The following is a 17,873-nucleotide window of genomic DNA, read 5'->3' on the forward strand; positions in this document are numbered from 1 at the left end:
GTCACAACTGCGCTGGCTAGTGTTGAACACATGCGCGAACTCCAGGCCAAGATCATCGAGGAAATGGGCGTACAGCCCCGGATCAATCCCGCAGAGGAGGTTCGCAAACGGGTTGCCTTCCTGAAGGACTACTTGAAGGCCACGGGCACCAAGGGCTTTGTACTCGGCATCTCCGGCGGCATCGACTCGTCCCTCGCCGGACGGCTTGCCCAGTTGGCCGTCGAGGAGCTTGAAGCCGAGGGCGTTGAGTCCAACTTCGTCGCCGTCCGCTTGCCTTACGGCATCCAGCACGACGAAGACGACGCCCAGGCAGCCCTGGACTTCATCAAGGCCAAGACCGAGTGGACGTTCAACATCTCCCAGGCCGTGGACGGCTTCGAGGAGGAGTTCGAGAAGACCACCGGCGCCGCGATCTCGGATTTCCACAAGGGCAACACCAAGGCCCGCGCCCGCATGATCGCCCAGTACGCACTGGCCGGCGAACACAACTACCTGGTGATCGGCACCGACCACGGCGCCGAGTCAGTGACGGGCTTCTTCACCAAGTTCGGCGACGGCGGTGCGGACATCCTCCCGCTGTTCGGCCTCAACAAGCGCCAGAACCGCGAGCTCCTGGCTGAACTGGGCGCTCCCTCGCGCGTGTGGGAAAAGGTCCCCACCGCCGACCTCCTGGATGACAAGCCCGGCCGGACCGACGAGGACGAGCTTGGCATCACCTACGACCAGATCGACGATTACCTTGAGGGCCGCGACATCGCCGAGGACGCAGCTGGGCTCATCGAGCAGAAGTACCTCCGGACCCGCCACAAGCGCACGGTTCCGGTCACGATCTTCGATACCTGGTGGAAGTAGCGTCTACCCCTTAGGTGCCACCTCACGGAACCACGCCTTATTCACGCACCATGCTTAACCACGACGGCGGGTGCGGACTTCACGCGAAGTCCGCACCCGCCGTCGGGCTTTAACAACCCTCTCTCACCAAACACCCCCTTCCCGCCAACCCTCTCTCACCAAACACCCCCTTCCCGCCAACCCTCTCCCACCAAGCACCCTTCTCCCACAAACCCTCTCCCACCAAACACCCTTCTCCCACAAACTCTCTCTCAGCACCCTTGACGATGCGATAGTTACCGATATATCGTTAACTATCGCCGATACTCGATCGGTGATACCTATCGAAAGGACGATGCTGTTATGAAAGGCATCCACGAACACCACGAAAATTCCTTCCCAGAGCACGGCGACGACTCCCACGGGCGCGGCCGATTCAACCGGGGCAAGGGCCGGCGCGGTCCGGGCGGCCACGGCGGAGGCGGGTTTGGTCCGGGCTTCGGTCCCGGATTTGGCCCAGGCTTCGGACCCGGCGGGTTCGGCCCACGGGGCTTCGGCCCGGGTGGTCCGCGTCGCAACCGCGGCGACGTCCGGGCAGCAATTCTGTCGCTCTTGGCAGAGGCTCCCTCGAACGGCTACGGACTGATCAAGACCATTGCCGAAAAGACCTCCGGCGCCTGGCGTCCCAGCCCCGGCTCGGTCTACCCCACACTGCAGCAGTTGGTCGATGAAGGACTGATTGTCGCCGTCGGTGAGGGTCGCCGCACAGAATTCACCCTCACAGAAGACGGCCGCGCGTACATCGCCGAGCACGAGGAAGAACTGGCCAACGCCTGGAACACGGAGGCCGACTCCACCGGCGCAGCCTTCCACCAAAGCGTTGGAAAGCTCATGGGCGTCATCCACCAGTTCCGTTCCGCCGCCACCGACGAGCAGCGCCAGGCCGCCATTGAGAAGCTCGACGAGACACGTCGCGCGCTCTACCTGATCCTGGCTGACTAGTTTCGAATTCATCCCCTTGACCTTGACCTTGACCTAACGTCAACCTCTACTGTCGAAGTACAGGCACAGGACGGAGGACGGATGGACTGGTCAATCCAGGAAATCGCCAAGATGGCAGGCACCACCAGTCGCACGCTGCGTCACTACGACGACATCGGGCTGCTGAAGCCAAGCCGGACCGCCCACAATGGCTACCGCTATTACGACGGTCCGGCACTGGTCCAGCTCCAGCGCATCCTGCTCCTGCGGGAACTCGGGCTGGGCTTGCCGGCGATATCGGACGTTCTTTCCCGGGAGACGGACACCGTCAAAGCCCTGAGCGGCCATCTGGAATGGCTCGGACAGGAACAGGACCGTCTCGCACGGCAGATCGCGTCCGTGCAGCAAACCATTGCGACATTGAAAGGGGATGGAAAGTACATGGCACAGGACATGTTTGACGGCTTTGACCACACTCAGTACAAGGACGAGGTGGAGGAGCGATGGGGCAAGGACGCCTACGCCGCGAGTGACGCGTGGTGGCGGGGAATGGGCTCCGAAGAAAAGCAGGCTTGGAAAGACAGGGCCCAGCAGCTGGGCAGCGGCTGGATCGCCGCCGCTGGTTCCGGCGTTGCGCCGGACAGTGCCGAGGCACAGGATCTCGCACGGCGGCACGTCGAGTGGCTGCGAGGTATCCCGGGAACGCCCTCGGCGGCGCCCGGCGGTGACGTGAAGGGCTACGTCATAGGGCTGGGCGAGATGTACGTTGCCGATCCACGTTTTGCAGCCAACTACGGCGGGGAAGCCGGAGCCACCTTCGTACGGGACGCGCTGCGGGCCTACGCGGAGGCGAATCTGTAGAGCCCCGCGCTGAACCGGGTGACCCGGACACTGCAGTAGCATCACTTGCATGCCGACCACGGTCCCTGCGTCCCCCGCTTCCTGGGGCCGATGCTATTTCGCGTTTCAATCCGTGGCCGGTTTGGCGTGGTGGATCTTGGTCCTCGGGTCCGCTTGGGTTCGGGATACCACCCTGGGAGGGCTGGATCCGGTACTCGTCGCCATCTTCGACGTGCCGCTGTTCGTCATCGCTTCCGCCGCGGCAGCGCTGGGAAGCAGGACCGCCGCGAAGGTGACATCCAGCTGGACCGTAACTGTCGCCGTCGTACTTGGACTGTACGCGACCATCACGACGCAGGCGGGGTGGGGCGTCCTGGTCATGGGCGCCGCCAGCGCGGGGTCGCTGGCGGCCGCGTGCCTCATGATGTTCGGGCGGGTTCCCACAGAGTGGATCCTCAAAGGGCCGTTTGCTTTCCGGGCCGGCCGCGAGAGTGGCACCGCGGTGCCCCATTTGGCCAGGACCATGCTGCAACTGCTGTTCTTTTGGGGGTTGTTCCTTGGCTTGATCCCCTGGATTCTGGCTTTTCTGGAACAGCGGTGGGGAGTTGCTGCCGTGCCTCCAGCAGGGGTAGGGGCCGTGGGGGCGTCGGTATTCCTTTTAGGGAGTGCGCTCGGCGTGTCCTCTGCCATCACGATGTCGACGCTGGGGCGCGGGACTCCGCTGCCCTCGGCGATGCCCAACCGCTTGGTGATTGCCGGACCGTATCGATGGGTGCGAAACCCCATGGCCGTAGCGGGGATCGGGCAGGGAGTGGCCGTCGGCCTGATGCTGGGCTCGTGGATGGTAGTAACTTACGCGGCCGCGGGATCCCTGGTGTGGAACTATGCTGTCCGACCACTCGAGGAGGCCGATCTGGAGGGACGGTTCGGGGAAGACTTCCGTAGTTACCGGGCCAACGTCCAGTGCTGGATTCCGAGGCTGCCCGCGCGCTCCTGACCTCCCCTGCAGTTTCTTGTAACAATCCGCGGCGAATCACAATCTTGTAATTTCGATACTAGAATCCCCGAGGGCGTCCAGCCACAGGCGCTCTTCTATCGGCCGTTGACTCACGGTCCGATGTTCGAAATGGGGATTTTTTGTCTAATCACACTCCGCCCGATACGGGTTCTTTCCGGCTGCCCACCTCCACCATTTGCGTGGGCATCCTTGCTTTACTTTTGCTGGTGATCGGCGCTGTTGCCTCGGGCATCGGTGGGGTTCTCATCATGTTGGGGCTCTTTGCCCTGGTGACCGGTATCTACGTCGCCGCTACCGGACGACGCTCGTGGGCGCTGGTGCCCGGTGGTCGTCGTTCCGGGGCAATCGTGCTGACCGGCGCATTGGTCTTGTTCGTCGTGGGGGCCGCCCTGAGCCCGGCCAAGCCCAAGGAGAACCTTGAGGCATCACCGGCTGCTGCCGAAGCCCAGAAGTTGGTGGAATCCAGCACCTCCGCCAGCGCTACTCCGTCTCCAACGCCCTCGGAGTCTGATTCCGTCGCACCGATGGACCCCGAGACCACGACTGAACTCGCTGCCAGCGCCACTTACAAAGCTCCGCACGCCCAGCCGGCCTACGCTTCCAAAGCCCTCGACGTCCTGGCAACCCTTGCCGTCAAGGGCCGTGCCCCGAAGACGGGATATGAACGCGAACAGTTTGGCCAGGCATGGGCTGACGTTGACCGCAACGGATGCGATACCCGCAATGACATCCTCAAGCGCGACCTCACCCAAGTGGCATACACCAACAGCGTCCCCTGCAAAATCCAGAGTGGGATGCTCGCGGACCCTTACACCGCCAAGTCCATCGCCTTCCTTCGTGGTGCAACCACCAGCACCGCCGTGCAAATCGACCATGTGGTAGCACTCAGCGATGCCTGGCAGAAGGGCGCACAGCAGTTGAGCTTGGAACAACGTACCGCGCTGGCGAACGACCCCCTTAACCTGCAGGCCACCGATGGTCCCACCAACCAACAGAAGAGCGACGGCGACGCCGCCACCTGGCTGCCGCCGAGCACGTCGTTCCGCTGTGAATACGTTGCGCGGCAGATCTCCGTCAAGGCCACCTACAGCCTCTGGGTAACGCAGGCCGAGCACGATGCCATGGCCCGGATCCTTGCGGATTGCCCGAACCAGGCTGCGCCAACCAACGAAAAGGCCCCAGCACCTGCGCCCACGCCGACTCCGGCAACTGTTCCCGCGACGGTAGCTGAGCCCGCACCCGCAGCCCCTGCGCCGGCGGCTCCAGCCCCGGCACCAGCCGCGCCGGCTGTCGTTCCGGCCCCGGCTCCAGCTCCTGCTCCCGCTCCTGCTCCTGCTCCTGCTCCTGCTCCTGCCTACTACGCCAACTGCGCGGCCGCGAAGGCGGCTGGGGCCGCTCCGCTCTACGCCGGACAGCCTGGATACCGCGCGGCACTCGACAGGGACAAGGACGGCGTCGCGTGTGAGTAGGGCTTTGTAGCTGAGTAAGACCAGATGATGCCTCCGCTGGGTCCAGCGGAGGCATCATTTTCGTTGGACACCTGTCTGTTGGAAAGGTTTCCACCTTGGTTTTCCACATAGGCGTTGTGGGTTGTTCTGTGGGTGTGGGGGTGGTGTCAGGGTTGGTTTATGGGAATCGGTGGTGGGTTTGAGGCGGTAGAGGTGGCGGAGCCGGGTTCCGGTGCCGTCTCGGATGTCGCCGGGCTGCTGCTTGATGCCAAGGGTGTGACGGAAAAGATTCCGGGTAACCCGGAGCAGCATCGGCCGGGGATACCGGCACCCTCCGCACGGGCCTGCCCTGAGCCTGTCCAGGAGGCCGTGGGTGGTGCCCTGGATGACACTTTGAGTGATGCTTTGGATGATGGGGCTGCGGCCCTTGAGACCCTGCGGGATACGGCCCTGCCGGCAGCGCGGATGTTCGATGTCGGCGAAGCGGCGGATTTCGCCGGCCGCGTCGAGGACCTCGCCCGCACCCTCGAGTACCTGCAAATCGTCGCCGCCCAGGCCGTGGAACGAACCCGCGAAGAAGCCAAACACGCCCGCCCCGCATCCGCGTCCACCGACGGCAGCCCCGGCTGGCGGACCGGATGGACCGAGAACGACGCACCCACCGATCCCGGCCGTCCGGCCGCCGGGAGCGCGGCCCAGGGTTCTGTTCTTGATGACGGGTACCGCAACGCCGCGGAGTTCCTTCGCGCAAGGTTGCGGATCGAGATCCGCGAAGCCCGACGCCGCCTGTCCCAAGCCGCTGCCCTCCTGCCCACCACCACCCTCACCGGCGAACCCCTCCCACCCCGACACACCGAACTGGCACAAGCCCTGGCCACGGCACTCATCCCCTCCCGCACCGCGACCATCATCACCGGCGCCCTGGACCAGGCAGCACTCATCGCCCACCCCGAGACCCTGACCGCCATGGAACACGCCCTGACCCGCACCGGAATCGAAACCGACCCCGACTTCGTCAGCAAAACCGCCCGCCGCTGGATCAACCGGATCGACCAAGACGGCCCCGAACCCAGCGAAGAAGAACTCCGAACCCTCCAAGGCGCCTTCATCCGCAAACCCCGACGCGGACTCCACCACATCGAAATCTTCGCCACCACCGAACAATACGAAACCCTCACCACCCTCATGAACACCGCCACCAACCCCCGCCTCACCCCCACCACCACCACCACGGATCACAGCACCCAAGCAACCCCAGCCCCACCCCAAGAAACCACCACCACAACACCCGCAACCACCCACACCACCCACCACGCCGGACAACCCGGACAGGCCGGACAACCCGGACAGGGCGGGCAGGGCGGGCAGGTCCTGGAACTGGACCGCCGCTCGCGAGCCCAGAAACTCCTCGACGGCCTCGTCGGCGGCTGCGCACTGGCCCTGAAAACAGGCCGCCTCCCAGCCAACGGCGGCCTCAAACCCCAACTCACCGCCTACATCAACGCCCACGAACTCCTCCCCCAACTCCAAACCAAACCCACCAACAACGAACCCGACAACACCAGCACCGGCCCGGTAAGCGCACCCAGCAACCACACCGCGCCCGACACCACCAGCAACACCGTCACCAGGCCAGGCACCACCACCGGCACCACCGGCAGGGCACTCAGCAGCGCATCAGCCACCTTCGCCGGCCCGATCCACCCCAGCACCCTCCGCAAAATCGCCTGCGACGCCGACATCCTCCCCGTCCTGCTCGGCAGCGACGGACAAATCCTGGACATCGGCCGCACCACCCGGATCTTCCCACCCGAAATCCGCAAAGCCCTCAACGCCCGCGACCAAGGCTGCGCCTTCCCCGACTGCACCATGCCCGCACCCTGGTGCGAAGCCCACCACATCACCTACTGGTCACACGGCGGACCCACCAGCGTCGACAACGGAGTCCTGCTCTGCAGTCACCACCACCACCTCATCCACAAAGAACAATGGAAAATCACCACCAACAACGGCATCCCCTGGTTCACCCCACCACCACACATCGACCCCACCCAAACACCACGACGAAACCACCACCACACCCCGCTACGGAGATAGGCTGCGGCGCGCGTGGATTCGCCCAGTACTACGGATGTACAACTACGGCCGCAGGCACATCCAGCGCGGCGAACGGACCCAGAGCACGGACGGCCGCACGCCGAGGCATCAGGACCAAGAGCGCGCAAAGGTATCAAGGACAGGAGCAGGGCATGTGCCCCTCAGACGAACGCCGACTTGCCCGTCACAGCCCGGGCCACGATCATCGAGTTGATCTCGTAGCTGCCTTCGTAGGTGTAGAGGATCTCGGCGTCTCCGAAGAGTTTCCCCATCTCGTAATCCGTGGTGATCCCATTGCCGCCCAGCAGCGAGCGCCCCATCGCCACGGAGGCTCTGGCCAAACGGGTGGTGGTGGCCTTGGCCATGGCAGCCTGGACCATCTCCAGCTTTCCCGCTTGCTGGATCCGGGCGAGTTCCACCATCAGGGACAACGAAGCGTGGGCATTGCCCAGGATGTCCGCGAGCTGTTGCTGGACAAGCTGGAAGCGTGCCAACTCCCGGCCGAATTGGAACCGGCTCAACGCGTAGCTTCGGGCCACATCGAAGGCCGCGAGCTGGATCCCCGCGGCCTGCCATCCGACCCACGCCCGGGAGTCGCGCAGCAAATCGTTGGCGCGGGAAAACTCGGTAGCTCCAGGAAGGAGATTGTCCAAGGGCACCCGGACCTCGTCCAGGACGATGTCCGCGTTCTGCATGATGCGCAGGCCGATCTTGTGCGTGATCTTTGTTGCCGAGTAACCGGTCCGGTCCGTTTCCACGATGAACCCCTTGACGTGCCCGTCGGCTTCATCGCGGGCCCACACCAGGGCGAAGTCCGCGATGGTACCGGCGCCGATCCAGCGCTTGGCACCGCTGATGACCCATTCGCCGCCGTCGCGCCGCGCCGTCGTCGAGAGTCCTCCGGCGATGTCCGAGCCGTGGTCAGGTTCCGTGAGTGCGAAGGCGCCCAGTTGCGTGAAGGATTCGAGCCCCGGCAACCACCGCTGTTTCTGCTCGGGGGACCCCAACTCGTGGATCATTCCGACGATGAGCTCGTTGTGGATCCCCACCAACGCGGAGAGCGAAACGTCGGCCCTGGCGATCTCGGCGTACATGAGCCCTTTGAAGAGCTTCGATGAGCCATCCGTTTGCAGCCTCCCGAGCCCAAATTTGGCCATGTCGGCCAGCAGGCCAAAGGGGAACTCTTCCCGGTTCCAGTAGTCGATGCTGGCGGCCCGCACCTGTCCCTGAAGGAACTCGCGCACCTCGGCGTAGCGGGCGCGTTCCCCGTCGGGGAGCAGGTCCACCACGTACATCAGGTCCGCCTCCGGATAAGGAGGGAGGACATTTTCCTTGGCCGCACCGCTTGTGGCCGTGCCGGCTTTTTCGTCGAGCATGTGACCCCTTCGTCATGTCCCGCGCAGGCTCTTCCAAACCCTTGGATGTCCTAGTATATTGCAAGGTGATGTGGATCACTAGGCCGGCTCAGCGGCCCACAAACGCCAGGTCCGGCGTCGATGCCCCAGCGAAAGGCGGACTATGACAGTCACCGACGACTTCCGTGCGGCCCGCGACCGCCTGCTTGGGCTTCGCGAGAATTACGGTCAGGCACACAGCGAGTTCCATTGGCCCCGCTTCGAACATTTCAACTTCGCCTTGGATTGGTTTGACCAGATCGCCGCTACCCCGGAGCGGCAAAACCAAGCAGCACTCGTGATCGTCGAGCAGGACGGCAGTTCCACCCGGCGCACGTTCAAGGAGTTGTCGGAGAGGTCTTCCCAAGTTGCCAGCTGGCTGCGAGGACAAGGAGTCAAACGCGGCGAGCACATGATCGTCATGCTTGGCAACCAGGTGGAACTCTGGGAGCTGATGCTGGCGGGCATCAAGCTCGGCATCGTCCTGATCCCCACCACCACGCTCATGGGCGCCCGCGACCTGCAGGACCGGGTGGAGCGCGGCGGGGCGTCATGGGTTGCTGTCGGCAGCGGAAACATCGGCAAGTTCGCCGAGGTCACAGGAAACTACACGCTCATAGAGGTGGGCCGGGAACGCACCGTCGCTGACGCGAAACAGTACGAAGACTCCCACGACGCCGGCACGGACTTCACTCCCGACGCCCCCACACATGCGGACGAGACGCTGCTGCTGTACTTCACCTCGGGCACCACGTCGCGGGCCAAGTTGGTGGAGCACACCCACACCTCGTACCCCGTGGGTCACTTGTCCACCATGTACTGGATCGGCGTGGAACCCGGCGACATCCACCTCAACGTTGCATCTCCCGGCTGGGCCAAGCACGCCTGGTCCAACGTCTTCACCCCGTGGATCGCCGAAGCCTCCGTTTTCATCTACAACTACGATCGCTTCAGTGCCACAGCCCTCATGGAACAGATGGACCGCGAGGGTGTCACGAGTTTCTGCGCCCCGCCCACGGTGTGGCGCATGCTCATCCAGGCGGACCTCACCCAACTGAAGAACCCGCCCCACAAGGTTGTTTCCGCAGGCGAACCCCTCAACGCGGAGGTGATCGGCCAGGTGGAGGAAGCCTGGGGCGTGACCATCCGGGATGGCTTCGGCCAGACCGAGACCACCGTCCAGATCGCCAACACTCCTGCACAGCCGGTGAAGATCGGCTCCATGGGAAGGCCGCTGCCCGGGTACGACGTCGTCCTGGTGGACCCGCTCACCGGTGAAGAAGCCGACGACGGCGAGCTCTGCTTGCGCTTGGACCCGCGGCCCGTGGGACTCATGAAAAGCTACTTCGGCGACGAGGCGAAAACGGCGGAAGCCTTCCGTGACGGCTACTACCACACCGGAGACATGGCCAGCCGGGACGCTGATGGCGTGATCACCTACGTCGGCCGGGACGACGATGTCTTCAAGTCATCGGACTACCGTTTGTCGCCTTTCGAACTCGAAAGCGTCCTGATCGAACACCCCGCAGTGGCGGAGGCCGCCGTCGTACCTTCGCCCGACGCGCTGAAGCTCTCGGTGCCCAAAGCGTTCGTGGTGCTCGCTGCCGGCTACGAACCCGGACCCGCCGTCGCAGAGGACATCCTCCGTTACGCCCGGGAGCACCTGGCCCCGTTCAAGAGGATACGCAGGCTCGAATTCGGCGAACTGCCCAAGACGATCTCCGGCAAGATCCGCCGGGTTGAGCTGCGCGGCACGGAGATCAAACGGCATGGAGACGGCCCGCTGCCCGCCGGGTTGGGCGTGGAATACACGGAAGAAGAGTTCCCGAATCTGAAAGACTAGTCCCCCACACCACCAAGGAGGCCCATGGGCAACCCGCTCCCCCGAGACCCCATTGCCGACGCCCAACGGAACTGGGAACGGCATGGTTGGGGCGATGTCGCCGCGCCCATGGCTGCCATCACCGCGATCATGCGCACGCAGCAGATCCTGTTGGCCCGCATCGAAACGGTCCTCAAACCCTTCGGCCTGACCTTCGCGCGCTACGAACTCCTCGCCCTGCTCAGCTTCGCCCGCAGCGGTGCGCTGCCCATGAACAAAGCCAGCGCCCTCCTGCAGGTGCATCCCACCTCGGTGACCAACGCCGTCGACCGTTTGGAACGGGCCGCCTTGGTGGCCCGTTCGCCGCACCCCACGGACGGCAGGACCACGCTGATCGAGCTCACCGCCGAGGGCCGCGCCCTCGCGAAAAAAGCGACGGCGGCGCTCAACGCCGAGGTTTTCGGCAAGTCGGGCTTCGAGGACGACGACGTCGACCACCTCATCCGTGTCCTGGGCACCTTCCGCAGGGATGCCGGGGATTTCACCGACGATTAGTACTCAGGTCAGCGCCGTCGCGTTGGCGGGCGACCCGGTTCCGCCCACGATGTTGAGTGGTTTGACGCTGACGAACGCCTCCCAGGCACCGGTTGTCCGCATGTGCCTGGCCAGCGGACCCAGCCGCCACAGTTCACCGAGCGGCATGCCCAGTTTGGCGAGGAGTTGCTGGTGCATCATCCCGTTGTCGTTGGGAGCCGACTCCAGGAACGGGCTGTCCGGAACAGCCGGGAGGCATTCGAAAGCAAAGTTGTCGGCCGCCAGCAGCGCGAGCCGGTTGTCCCAAGCCCAGGCCACGAATTCCCCGGACTGTTCCACTCCGGTTGCTTTGCGGCTGGAACGGACCTCACGCTTCTCCTCCAACGGAAGCCCGAGGAACCACTCGCACCAGCCGGTGTGCAGCAGCAGGATGTCTCCCGACCGGATCTCAAGGGACTGGGCTTCGATGGCGGCCTGGATCAGCCCCAGTCCCAGTGGTTCGCCGGCCGGATGATCGATCGGGGATCCCTGCGCCGCACGGCATCCTTCGAGGTCAACCAGTACAGCCCGCCCGACGATAGGTTGCTCCGCCCATTCCTGGATGCCGAGCTCCGGGGTGCCTTCGCACACCAGATGGTCCGGCGTGCCGTTGTAGAACCCCACATCGTCCGCCCGCCGGTGGCGGAGCCCGTCGATCTGCGTGGACCCTTGGAGGTAGTAACCGTCCAGGTAGTCGTCGCGGTGTGCCGGGTGGGCTGAATAGATGATATGCCGGGGTGCACCTCGTTTGAGCGACATCCCGGGGTCGAAATCGTCGGCTGCGTAGTCCAGGCCAAAAACCGTTCCGGTTCGGATGCATTCCTTCGCCGCAAGGACCGCTTCAGGGGTAATGAAGGACGGCGTCCCGCGGTCCTTCTCGGGGAAGAGCTCCCATGATGTCCCGGCGAGCCGCCCTTCGCGCCGCAGCATCTGGGCGTAGCTCGGATAGTCGGCTGGTGATTCCTTCATCGCGTGCCTGCCTCCTGTTTCGTTTCCGCTCCCTGCCGGCTTTTGTAGCTCAGCAGAAACCCGGCCATGGCACACACAGAGGCCGCGACGCACATCCCCGGCTTGAAGAACTCGTTGAGGAACGTCAGCCAAACGCCCTGCCCGGCCGCCAATCCCGCGGCCTGTCCCACCACGAACACCACTCCCCCGGCCAGGAGCAAAGCGAGGGTGATCACGAAGACTACCTGGATGGCTCGTCGTATCTGTTGCATGGGGTGTTCCTTAGATGGGGAGGATGCCCAGGATGATCAGCACACCAATGCCCAGCAGTGGCAGGGCATAGTGCGTGAGGAGCCTGGAGAAGGTCTTGATCGGGTTGACGTCGGCGATCCCGCACGCCACGTACAGCGGGGCACCGCCTGGCGGGACCGCGGCCTCGCAGGAGGAAAACACCAGCACGGCGACGGCTGCGGTGGTCGCCGGAACTCCGGCTGCCACCAGGGTGGCTACGCCCACGGTTCCGACGGCGGCCATGGTGGCGGTGGCGGACAGCGGCGCGGCTACGGCGATCACGATCAGCCCGATCAGGATCGCGAGCAGCCACAGCGGCAGGTTCATCTGGCCCAGCAGTGCGGTCATCTGCTTCGGCAACCCGGTGGCGGCGAGCGCATTGGCCCCGGCGAAGGCAAACACCACGGTGATTCCCACCACCCCGAAGCGCGGAGCCGATGACTGCAGCAGGTCCCACCAGGCCCTGCCGTTCCGGGGCAGCAGTTTCCACCCCAGCAGTGCGCCCGTGATGATGAGGACCACGGGGATCCACACAATGACGCTCAAGGACTTGGCGACGTCCCCGCCGGTCCAGTCGGACAGGGCCGAAGCGATGGCTCCCGAGGTGAGAATCAGCGGAACAGCCACCACCACGAAGAGGAGCAGCGTCGCCCAGCCTTGGCCAAACGCCGTCCTGACGGCCAGACGATGGGCTGGATCCAAGGGCGTCATGCCGCTTCTGCGGACCAACAGCCAGGTCACCACCAGCCGGTGCAGGAAGCACCACAGGCCACCCACCAGCAAGGGCAGCACGAGGTCGTTGACGTTCAGCAGCGGACCGACGGTGGCAGATCCCACGAGCACGAACATGGAGGCGCTGAACGGGAACGTGATGCCCATGCCCGCGTTTCCCGCCACCAGCGTGGCAGCGGCCGGTTTGTCCAGCTTGGATTTCTCCATCCACGGGATGGTCACCGAACCCACGGTCGCGGCGATGGCTGCCTGGTTGTGGACCACGCCTCCCAGGCCCGCGGATGCCACGGTGGAAACCCAGGCCGGGCCACCCTTCACGCCGCCGATCATCGAGTTCAAGAGGTCGATCAGTTTGTCCAGCACACCCGTCTTGTCCAGGAGATACCCCATGAAAACGAACGCCATGGTGGCGTACACGATCTCGTCCGTCACTGCGGAGTACAGCGACGCCCAACCCACCTGGGCTGCGGCGGCTCCGGTGAACGGGAGGACGGCCAGGAAGCCGATGATCATCGCTTCCCCGACACTGCGCTTCAACAGGGTGGTCCAAAGCAGGATCACGGCAAGATAGGCTCCGAGGGCCCAGATGCCGATCATGGCGTTGCTCCTGACGGGGTTGGCGTAGCTGCTGCGTACTTCATTGTTGCTCTTGTCCCGATTCTTCCCGCTGTGCCGCTTAGCGCAAGGCTGCCGCAGGCTGGGCTGGTTCGGCAGCCATCCGCACCAGGGCCGCGGCAGCCGCCGTCGTCATTTCTGCCGGCACTTTCAGGTCGTCCGCGAGGTAGCCCGCGGTGTCCTGCATTTCCTTCGAGCGGCGCTGCGCGTGCTTGGCTGTGCCCACCAGGAAGCGGTCGATCACTGCCTGTCCGTCGCCGGCCAACTGGCGGGCGATCTGGCCGCGGATCCACTCCTCCAGCCCGGCTGCCCGCCCGGCCGTGACCGCCTCGACAACCACCGACGCCAAACCTTTCATCAGGACGCTCCGCAAGAGCTTGTGCGCCATGGCAGCGCCCGGTTCGCCGTCGGCAATTTCGACGTCGGCACCCAGGGGAGCGAGCAGCGCGGCAACCGCCGCGGAACCGGGACCGCTGACCATCAGGGGTGTCCGGGCACCCTGTGTCGGCACCGGGCCGAGGATGGCGACGTCCGCGAAAAGCGCCCCGGACGGAATGCGTCCGAGTTCCTGCATCACCTGTGGAGCGGAAGAGGTGAAGTCTGCGTAGCAACTGCCCTCGGCAAGGACGGGAAGGCACTCTTCGGCGACGAAGGGGGCAGCGGCCGCCCCTGTCAGGACCAGGACGATGTCCGCCCCGTCGCAGGCTTCAGCTGCGGTGGAAGCACGGACAACCCCGGCCGGCGTGGACGGTGCCACGGGGTCGAACCCCTTGACGTGGTGACCGGCAGCAACGAGCGCTGCGGCGTAGGTGGCTCCGGCTTCTCCGAGGCCGATGACCGTGCAAACTGTCATGATCTTGTCTTTCTGTGGGGTTCAGTGGGCACGCCGGTGCTGACCTGCCGGACCGGGAACGGAGGTCCGCTGCTTGGCTCCGGCAGGTCCAGGCGTGTTGCAGTTGCTTTTTTGGTTTTACTTTCGGCGGTCGGCGATGATCGCTGCCCGCCGGCTGGTTTCGTCGGCGAAGACCGCCTCGGCGGCGTCGGCGACGGCGGCAGCCTGCTCGCGCGGGATGACCACCACGCCGTCCGGGTCGCCGATGATGATGTCGCCGGGCATCACGGGCACGCCGCCGAAAGCTACTGGGCCACCCAACCTGGACGGACCGTTCTTATACGGTCCGGCGGGGGTGATGGCGCGTGCGAAGACGGGCATTCCGATCTCGGCGAGGGCCTCCGCGTCCCGGGCGGCCCCGTCCAGGGCGAAGCCTGCGATGCCGAGGTTGATGGCCTTTTCGCCAATCAGTTCGCCCAGCAAAGCCCGCGATTCGTCGGCGCCACCGGCTACCACAATCACGTCCCCGGGCCTGGCCACCTGAAGGGCCTGGTGGATGCCCTGGTTGTCACCCGGACGGGTCCAGACAGTGAACGCCGGCCCGGCCAGGCGGGCGCCGGACCAGATGGCCTGGATGGCCGAGTCGGCCACGCCAAGCCGGTCCATCGCGTCGCCGATGTTGGCGGCAGGCAACTTCGCCAGGCGATCCAGCACTGCCCGGTCGGGACGGGGGAAGTCGGCGTCGATGTGGTCGAGGACGGGAGATGTCATGGTGTCTCTTCTTTCTGGAGGGTTGTGCCCGGCCGGGCCAGTCCTTCTTCCGGGCCAGTCCTTCTTCTGGGCCAGTCCTTCTTCTGGGCTAGTCCTTCTTCTGGACTAGTCCTTCTTCTGGACTAGTCCTTCTTCTGGACCAAGGGCAGGACCTTCTTGAAGTCCTCTTCCTGGGAGGCCCAGAACTGCTTGTAGTCGGAGCCGTTCAGGTAGCTCGTCTGCAGGCCGAGGTCCTTCATTTTCTGGACCACTGTGGGATCTTCGATCGCCTTTTGCAGGGCTGCTTCGATCTTCTTGGCGACGGCGTCCGGCAAGCCTGCCGGCGCTGAGTACCCACGGACCGTGCCGGCCTCGAGCTCGTAGCCGGATTCCTTGAACGTGGGCACGTCCGGAAGCGAGGGCGCACGCTCGGCCGTCATGACACCCAACACACGTGCCTTGCCCTGCTTGGACAGGTCCGTGACGTCGCTGACGTTGGCCACCAGGATGTCCACATGCTTGCCGAGGAAGGCCGTGGTTGCCTGGGAGGCGCCTTCGGAAAAGTGCACGGGAGCGAACTCCGCCCCGGTGGTTTCCTGCATCTGGGCCAGCGCGAAGTGTTCGCCGGTCTGCAGCCCCGTGGTGCTGGCCGTCATGGACTTGGGCTTGGCCTTGGCCGCATCAAGGAGCTCCTTGAGCGTCTTGTACGGGCTGTCCGGCTGGACCGCGATGACCGTGGGGTCGATGACCTGGCGTCCCAGTGGCTGGAAACTGTCGCGGGTGTACTTGGCGCCGCGGGCCGGGTCCAGCGGGGAAACGACGACGGACGGCGAACCGGTGGCGCCAATGGTGTAGCCGTCCGGCTTGGCGCTGGTGAGCTGCGTGTAGCCGATCTGTCCGCCGGCACCGGGCTTGTTGATGACCTCGACGTTGGTGCCGAGCTCCTTTTCGAGGATGGGCTGGACCAGCCGGGCCGCGGTATCCACGGCGCCGCCGGACGAGAAGGAGACGATCAAGTCGATCGATTTGCCCTTCTTGGGAAAGTCGTCGGCGGCATTGTTGGCTGCGCCGGCGTTGGCGCCACAGCCGGTGAGGGCCATCAGGGTTACGGCTGCGAAGGCAGCAGCGATGCGTACACGGGGCATGGGGGTCTTCTCCTTTGAAGTGTTGCGGGTAGAACGTGGCGATGAAGGGTTGTTTACGTTTCCGGGTCTTCGGTGAGCGCCTTGGGCTTACGGAGCTTGAGCAGCGGGCTGAGGACAATGAGGAGCCCCACCCCGATCAGCACCATGGAGATGGGCCGGTTTACGAAGATCCCGAAGTCGCCCTGGGAGATCTCCAGCGACTCGCGCAGGGACCTCTCCATGAGCGGCCCGAGCACGAGCGTCAGCACCATGGGGGCCAGCGGAATATCGAGGTGCCGCAGGGCAAGGCCAAGCAGTCCGAACGCGATCATGACGAACACATCGAAGACATTGAAGTTGATGGTGTAGGCACCGATCACCATGAAGAGCAGGATCAGGGCTGTCAGGATGGACGCCGGCACACGGAGGATGGAGGTCCAGAGGCCCACCAGCGGAACATTCAGGAGCAGCAACAGGAGATTGCCGATGAACAGGCTGGCAATGATGGCCCAGGCGATCTCGGAGTGTTCGGTGAAGAGGGTGGGACCCGGGGTCAGCCCTTGCTGCAGGAACGCGCCCATCAGCACGGCGATGGTGGGCGAGGCCGGAATGCCCAGCGTAAACAACGGGATGAGGGCTGCGTTGGCGTGGGCGTTGTTGGCCGTTTCCGGTCCCGCGACACCCTCGATGGCTCCGTGTCCCAGCTCGTTGCGGTGCTTGGAGAACTTCTTCTCGGCACCGTACGCCAGCAGCGAGGACACCGAACCCGTCATGCCGGGGATGAGTCCCAGGCCAAATCCGATGCCGGTGCCGCGCGCCATGGACGGAGCACTGCGGCGCCACTCCGTACGGTTGGGCAGCAGCGACTTCAAGCCGGGCGCGTGGACGGTGTCCGCCGTGGCCCCCTTCCGGTAGGAGAGGATCTCCGATAGTCCGAATACGCCCACAATCACCGCCACGAAGCTGACGCCGTCCAGCAGGTTGTCCGAGCCGAAGGTGAACCGGGGAGCGCCGGCAACGGGGTCGATGCCCACCATGGAGATCAGCAGGCCCAAGGCTCCGGAAATGAGCGCCTTGACCATGGACTTCCCGGCCAGTGCAACAAGCAGCGAGATGCCCACCACCATCAAGGCAAAGAATTCCGGCGGGCCAACCAGCAGGCCCATCTCACCCAGCGGCTTCGCGGCCGCCACGAGTCCCAGCGTGGCGATGGTTCCGCCCACGAAGGACCCGACGGCGGCAATGGTCAGGGCCGCTCCGGCCTTGCCGATCTTGGTCATGGCATAGCCGTCGATGGTGGTGATCGCCGAGGCTGCTTCGCCGGGGGTATTCAGCAGGACACTGGTGATGGTTCCGCCGTAGGCCGTGCCGTAGAAGATGGCGCACAGCATGATGATCGCCCCGGTGGCATCGAGGTTCATGGTGAGCGGGATGAGCAGCGCGACGCCGGCCACGGGACCGATGCCCGGCAGCACTCCGATGATGGTGCCGAGCAGGCAACCGAGGAAGGCGAAGATCAGGTTCTGCCAGGTCATCGCCGCAGCGAAGCCGCCAAGCAGTTCGTTGAGTGTGTCCAC

The 17,873-nt window shown here is 64.7% G+C and carries 16 protein-coding genes; 8 read left to right on the top strand and 8 right to left on the bottom strand.

All coding sequences use genetic code 11. The features are described 5' to 3' along the window. The first annotated feature begins 30 nt into the window (after positions 1 to 30). From nadE to ACIQTZ_RS05215, 6 genes are all read left to right on the top strand, one after another. On the top strand, positions 31 to 852 hold the full coding sequence (gene nadE, locus ACIQTZ_RS05190) for an ammonia-dependent NAD(+) synthetase (protein ID WP_402978188.1): 822 nt from the start codon (positions 31 to 33) through the stop codon (positions 850 to 852). 342 nt (positions 853 to 1,194) lie between these two features. Then, positions 1,195 to 1,833: a PadR family transcriptional regulator gene (locus ACIQTZ_RS05195; protein WP_400337319.1), complete on the top strand. Its 639-nt coding sequence runs from the start codon at positions 1,195 to 1,197 to the stop codon at positions 1,831 to 1,833. An 81-nt stretch (positions 1,834 to 1,914) separates the two neighbouring features. After that, positions 1,915 to 2,673, top strand: a complete 759-nt coding sequence (locus ACIQTZ_RS05200) for a MerR family transcriptional regulator (protein ID WP_402978191.1) — start codon at positions 1,915 to 1,917, stop codon at positions 2,671 to 2,673. Positions 2,674 to 2,722: 49 nt separating this feature from the next. Further along, a complete protein-coding gene (locus ACIQTZ_RS05205; protein ID WP_402978194.1) occupies positions 2,723 to 3,649 on the top strand; it encodes a methyltransferase family protein in 927 nt (308 codons plus the stop codon). Positions 3,650 to 3,789: 140 nt separating this feature from the next. Then, complete coding sequence (locus ACIQTZ_RS05210) at positions 3,790 to 5,139, top strand: DUF1524 domain-containing protein (protein WP_402978197.1); 1,350 nt, start codon at positions 3,790 to 3,792, stop codon at positions 5,137 to 5,139. Between the two features lie 159 nt (positions 5,140 to 5,298). Next, a complete protein-coding gene (locus ACIQTZ_RS05215) occupies positions 5,299 to 7,215 on the top strand; it encodes an HNH endonuclease signature motif containing protein (RefSeq protein WP_402978200.1) in 1,917 nt (638 codons plus the stop codon). A gap of 161 nt (positions 7,216 to 7,376) precedes the next feature. Here ACIQTZ_RS05215 and ACIQTZ_RS05220 read toward each other — a convergent pair whose 3' ends face one another. Continuing rightward, positions 7,377 to 8,591 (bottom strand): acyl-CoA dehydrogenase family protein, encoded by a 1,215-nt coding sequence (locus tag ACIQTZ_RS05220; RefSeq protein ID WP_402978203.1) that lies wholly within the window; start codon positions 8,589 to 8,591, stop codon positions 7,377 to 7,379. A 142-nt stretch (positions 8,592 to 8,733) separates the two neighbouring features. Between ACIQTZ_RS05220 and ACIQTZ_RS05225 the strand changes: the two genes are divergently transcribed. Beyond that, positions 8,734 to 10,452 carry an AMP-binding protein gene (locus ACIQTZ_RS05225; RefSeq protein WP_402978206.1) on the top strand — a complete coding sequence of 573 codons (1,719 nt, stop codon included), beginning with the start codon at positions 8,734 to 8,736 and terminating at the stop codon, positions 10,450 to 10,452. A gap of 24 nt (positions 10,453 to 10,476) precedes the next feature. Next, on the top strand, positions 10,477 to 10,986 hold the full coding sequence (locus ACIQTZ_RS05230) for a MarR family winged helix-turn-helix transcriptional regulator (protein WP_400337334.1): 510 nt from the start codon (positions 10,477 to 10,479) through the stop codon (positions 10,984 to 10,986). A gap of 3 nt (positions 10,987 to 10,989) precedes the next feature. Here ACIQTZ_RS05230 and ACIQTZ_RS05235 read toward each other — a convergent pair whose 3' ends face one another. The 7 genes from ACIQTZ_RS05235 to ACIQTZ_RS05265 form a co-directional block, all read right to left on the bottom strand. Continuing rightward, positions 10,990 to 11,973, bottom strand: coding sequence for a cyclase family protein (locus tag ACIQTZ_RS05235; protein WP_402978209.1), 984 nt, complete (start codon positions 11,971 to 11,973; stop codon positions 10,990 to 10,992). Beyond that, positions 11,970 to 12,224, bottom strand: a complete 255-nt coding sequence (locus tag ACIQTZ_RS05240; RefSeq protein ID WP_402951650.1) for a hypothetical protein — start codon at positions 12,222 to 12,224, stop codon at positions 11,970 to 11,972. Before ACIQTZ_RS05240 ends, ACIQTZ_RS05235 begins: the two co-directional genes overlap by 4 nt. A 10-nt stretch (positions 12,225 to 12,234) precedes the next feature. Beyond that, positions 12,235 to 13,572, bottom strand: a complete 1,338-nt coding sequence (locus ACIQTZ_RS05245; RefSeq protein WP_402978212.1) for a TRAP transporter large permease subunit — start codon at positions 13,570 to 13,572, stop codon at positions 12,235 to 12,237. A 79-nt stretch (positions 13,573 to 13,651) separates the two neighbouring features. After that, on the bottom strand, positions 13,652 to 14,443 hold the full coding sequence (locus ACIQTZ_RS05250; RefSeq protein WP_402978215.1) for a DUF1932 domain-containing protein: 792 nt from the start codon (positions 14,441 to 14,443) through the stop codon (positions 13,652 to 13,654). A gap of 117 nt (positions 14,444 to 14,560) precedes the next feature. Then, positions 14,561 to 15,193, bottom strand: coding sequence for a methyltransferase (locus ACIQTZ_RS05255; RefSeq protein WP_402978218.1), 633 nt, complete (start codon positions 15,191 to 15,193; stop codon positions 14,561 to 14,563). A gap of 122 nt (positions 15,194 to 15,315) precedes the next feature. Then, a complete protein-coding gene (locus ACIQTZ_RS05260; protein WP_402951639.1) occupies positions 15,316 to 16,317 on the bottom strand; it encodes a tripartite tricarboxylate transporter substrate binding protein in 1,002 nt (333 codons plus the stop codon). Between the two features lie 53 nt (positions 16,318 to 16,370). After that, positions 16,371 to 17,873, bottom strand: a complete 1,503-nt coding sequence (locus ACIQTZ_RS05265; RefSeq protein ID WP_400337348.1) for a tripartite tricarboxylate transporter permease — start codon at positions 17,871 to 17,873, stop codon at positions 16,371 to 16,373.

The organism is Paenarthrobacter sp. NPDC090520 (assembly GCF_044769205.1).
Classification (GTDB): domain Bacteria; phylum Actinomycetota; class Actinomycetes; order Actinomycetales; family Micrococcaceae; genus Arthrobacter.